Below are 4,309 nucleotides of genomic sequence, written 5' to 3'. Positions count from 1 at the left end.
ATACAGTATGAAACTACTAATAATTAAAAATAAGAATGCGATTAGTTTAGCCAGGAAATTACTTTCTTCTCTCAGGCTCTTAAATTGCGGAATTGATACAATAAAGCTAAACAATAAAATTCCTGAAAGAAAGTATTTGTCTGTAAAATCCATCTATCTAATTATTTCCAGTTTGTCACTACCTTCAGGAATGTGAAAAAATTTGCTAAAACATTGTTCTGTATAAGACTTATCATCTTTCCATTTCCCTTTGTAGGCAGGACCGTAAAAATTGAATACATCGCCTCTTCTTCTCAAGCTAACTACTCTGCCATTTCCGTAAAATACCAGTTCATAATTGGTATAGGGTACCCATTCTATTCCTTCTACTTCATTGTTACCAGTGAACATTGAAACAAGGTCATTACAATCTTCCGCTATTTCTTTTGAATTGGAATAGGAACATATATACTTTTCTTGAAGACTATTTTTAGCCAGATTTAAATGTGCTATTCCATTTTCTTCTTTCATAATCTCTTCTAAATCTTTCATCTTTTCTATGACCATTTTATCCAAATCCTTAATTTCAGTTAAATCCTTAGATTTTTCCCACCCAACATTTGTATAGGGTACAACTGCCTCAAACTCTTTTTTAATTATTAGAAATGGCAAATCTTTTACATCTTTATCAGGCAACTCCCAACTTAGTAATCTTTGATAGTTTGTTTTGTCTTTAGTTTTGTCTGGATAAAGATCGAGCCCAATAAGCCTGAAAGTAGCAAACTCACCCAATGTTTTTTGTCCTTCAACAGGGTATATTTTGATGGTAATAATTTGCTTTCCAGAATGAAGTATATAGTAATTCAACCAAAAAGAATTGTTACTAATACTACCACTTTTGGTGTGTGACATTTCGCCTAAAAAAAGGAGCATATCATTTAGGCGTATTTCCCAACGGCAGTTGCTGCTGTATTGCTCTAGCCTGTATTGAGGATGGGTATTGTAAATGGATGGATTGGGTGTGTTTTTTGTAAATTCTGCGATCATTTCTTCTTTGTTTAAATTAGGTTGAGAACAAGACTGTAAAGAAAATACTAGACTTAGTATTAAAATTAATTTTTTCATTTTTTTCATTTTTTTCATTTTTTTAAAAATAATAATTACCTCCCAAAATTGGATCTTTGGGTTTAGGGACCAGAGTAATTTTATGGTTTCTTGAGTTTTGCATTTTTCCGACGCTACCTTTAACCTCCACGGTAAGATAAATTCCTTCAAAAGAAACACTTGCATTGAAAAATCTACCAATTTGATCTGCTCCAAAACTTCCTTTTGTTGTAAAATAACTTTCGGCTTTGGCAGAAGCTTCTGCGGTTATGGGAACACTGTCCCCCCAAAGAATAAAACTTTTGACTTCCCATTCTCCTGAAATTTTCAGGACGACCTCTATACCAAACTTATTCTCAAGTTGTACTTCATAGTTATCATATTCCATTTTATAACTTGAGGTATAAAACCCCGATGTTTTTGCTGTTAGTCCTACCTCTCCAACTAGGGATATGGCAAAAGTAAGTTGTACTCCTAAAACTCCTAATGCAACTTCTATCGCTGTTATTGCTTGGCCTATTGCTGGTATTTTTTCGGCTACTGCAACAACATCTATTGTGCCTTTGCCCCCTATTAAAGGCGAAAGTTTTAGTTCTAATTCTAATTTTGTTCCCAGTTCCGGAGGTCTTTTCATACCCTTTGCTGTTGTTACCATATTTAACAGGCTCCAGGAAACTTGTGTACTTACAGATGGTGATAAAACCTCTATCATTACAGGTGACCTTCCTATTAAAGCCGCTATTGCACTACATTTATTTTTCGTTCCGCCAGGGAGATTTTTCAATGCGCTATTTCCCCCCTTATTTCCTATTAACAGGTTTACCATTTTCTTTACAAACAAGAACATCTTTATAAACGCAGCTATTTTTCCCTCCCATTCTTTTGAAAGATCAAAATGTTCACTGTCTTTATTCCAACTTGCACTTAAAGCTATCTTAAATTGAGTTTCTAAATCTCCGTCATAACCATCAATATCTGCAGCTTGAGCTTTATTTACAGCATCAGAAACTCTAGCCTGTCTCATTTTTACCCAAGTGTCTCTATATAAAATAGGATTTTTACAAGCATATTCAAATTTTAAATCCCATTTTATATCAGGATATACTTTTATCAATAAATTGGCACTATTATTATCTGAGAACCAACGGCATGAATGAATGTTGGCGTTATATAATGTTGCAGAATCATTGCCTTTTAAGATATTAAATTTAGGCCAAATGTATTGTAAAGGAGCAATATTAAAAGCTGATAAATCTGACTTTATAGGGATAGTTATACTACTTGCGTTTTTTACTTCTTTAAACCCGGTGTATTGTATAGAGTTTACTTTTATGCCTTTTTTATGAAGATCGGTACTTCTAAAACACTTTTTGGTTTCGTGTCCAATGACTTCAATGGTAATGTCTTTATCAATGCTTGGAGCAATAGTTTCATATACTACTTGTCCTGTATGTCCAAAATAGTCGAACAGAATATCTACTCTACGGTTATTTTTATAATCAAATTCGTCCTTATACTTTATATTATCCCGTCCTTGTTTATCATCTGTAGCATTCACTTCACCATGGCCTATACTAGTAATCCTGTTACGGGCCAAGCCATTATTTATAAAAAAATCCTTTACAGCATCGCTTCTTCTTTTAGATAATTTATCATTATAATTTTGCTTACCAATTACACAGGCATAACCATCTAATTTCATGCTGGAAAATTGATGTTCTACTAAGAATTGAAGTATATTATGTAACAATTGTTTTGATTTGGGCTCAATGGTGTCTTTATCAAAATCAAACCAAACGGAAGCTTTTATTTTCTCTAAAGGATTTGATGTTTCTAATTTACTTTTTCCTCCTTCAAAAACAATAATTGATTCGTCTTCATCCGTAATTTTTATAGTATCAAATTTACAGGATTCATATCTTTCGGCATTTATATCCGGTTTCCCAGTTTTTAAAGGTGATTGATTTGTTGAGGGTTTTATTTCTTTAGAAATAATTTTTCTGTTAATTCGTAAAAATCGGGCATGCTCAGTATCATTATCACTGTCAGTAATGTATATTTTATTAGCAGGATGAAATACTTTTACATAAAACTCTTCTGTCTCTTTTACTGGGTTAAGTTTTCCAAACCACGCATGAGTATTGTTTATTTCAAGATTTATTTCCCCATCAATAACATCTACACTCGTGTATCTATGCAATATAGGATCTGTCTTGAAATCTAAATGTCTAAAAATGTCAACACATAAATTTAAATACCCATTTAAGCCTTCGGTTTTTAAATTCAAGTATAACGTTTCTCCGTATTTAAAGAAATGGGTTTTTCTAACATCAGTACCATCATTGGTTGTAGACCATTTACTGCTTATGATTTTAGGTGTACAATTGCCTCTTACTACTAACCCAGTTTGGTTTATTAGATTTCTTTCACTGGAAAGACTTGCTTCAAGATAATATTCAAAAGGTCCGCATAAGTTTTTGGGAATCTTTACCCCATATCTGTTATTATAGGGTAATGTTTTTTGTAAAACAATCGTTCTTGTTTTTCTTTCCTGAAAAATCCAGGTTATGTTCTTTTTTTTATCCGCTTCAGGTGTTGCTTCAAACCATTTTTCTACTTCAAAGAGCACTTGTTGATTTGGAGCTATAACTACCTTTTCATTTGGAGTGGACAAATCGCTTTTAACAATTCCTACACCACTCCATTTTATTTTTTTTACACCTTTTGCCATTTTAAGATACTTTTTAAAATCAATTAAATATCACTTATACCTTCATGCTTAGCTTTTTTCGAATACATTTCTCTCACATCCACCATTGGGTTTACAAGATTATGCACCATTGGCTCAGCATTTTTAAAATTTTGTCCGCCGGGTTCAGCTGTTTGTCCGTGGTCTGTAATTTCTATACAATCGGGTGCTCCCATGGGGCAGGTTGCTTTGCTGTCTTCAAGTAGTATTTTACCCTGATTACTTAAGGTTACTTTATCATAAAAACCGCTCCATTTTGTTATTACGGCCTGACAGGGCAAAAAGCTATTGCCTGCAGGCTGTTTCTTGCATTTTCCAAAAGTGTTTTTTTCTAAAGTCTGTCCAATTTCTTTGGTGGTAGCAATTAGTTTTTCTGAACCTTCTTTATCATTTCCAAAATGTTTTTTGTGTGATTTGACTTTTATCTTATCGGTCTTAGACGGATCTTCACTAAACTTGCATTTGCAAGTGGCTCCC

The 4,309-nt window shown here is 33.2% G+C and carries 3 protein-coding genes; all 3 read right to left on the bottom strand.

What is annotated here, in order from left to right:
* Window positions 1-153 precede the first annotated feature (153 nt).
* Window positions 154-1,104 carry a hypothetical protein gene (locus VLC96_RS07205; protein WP_325261719.1) on the bottom strand — a complete coding sequence of 317 codons (951 nt, stop codon included), beginning with the start codon at window positions 1,102-1,104 and terminating at the stop codon, window positions 154-156.
* Between the two features lie 22 nt (window positions 1,105-1,126).
* Window positions 1,127-3,814, bottom strand: coding sequence for an OmpA family protein (locus tag VLC96_RS07200; RefSeq protein WP_325261717.1), 2,688 nt, complete (start codon window positions 3,812-3,814; stop codon window positions 1,127-1,129).
* Between the two features lie 23 nt (window positions 3,815-3,837).
* The coding region (locus VLC96_RS07195; RefSeq protein ID WP_325261715.1) for a DUF4280 domain-containing protein at window positions 3,838-4,309 on the bottom strand (472 nt) is incomplete at its 5' end.

The sequence above is a fragment of the Flavobacterium sp. genome (assembly GCF_035456085.1).
Taxonomy (GTDB): Bacteria; Bacteroidota; Bacteroidia; order Flavobacteriales; family Flavobacteriaceae; genus Flavobacterium.
The sequence above is the reverse complement of the archived record's forward strand: the minus strand, read 5'-3'. Positions and strand labels throughout refer to the sequence as shown.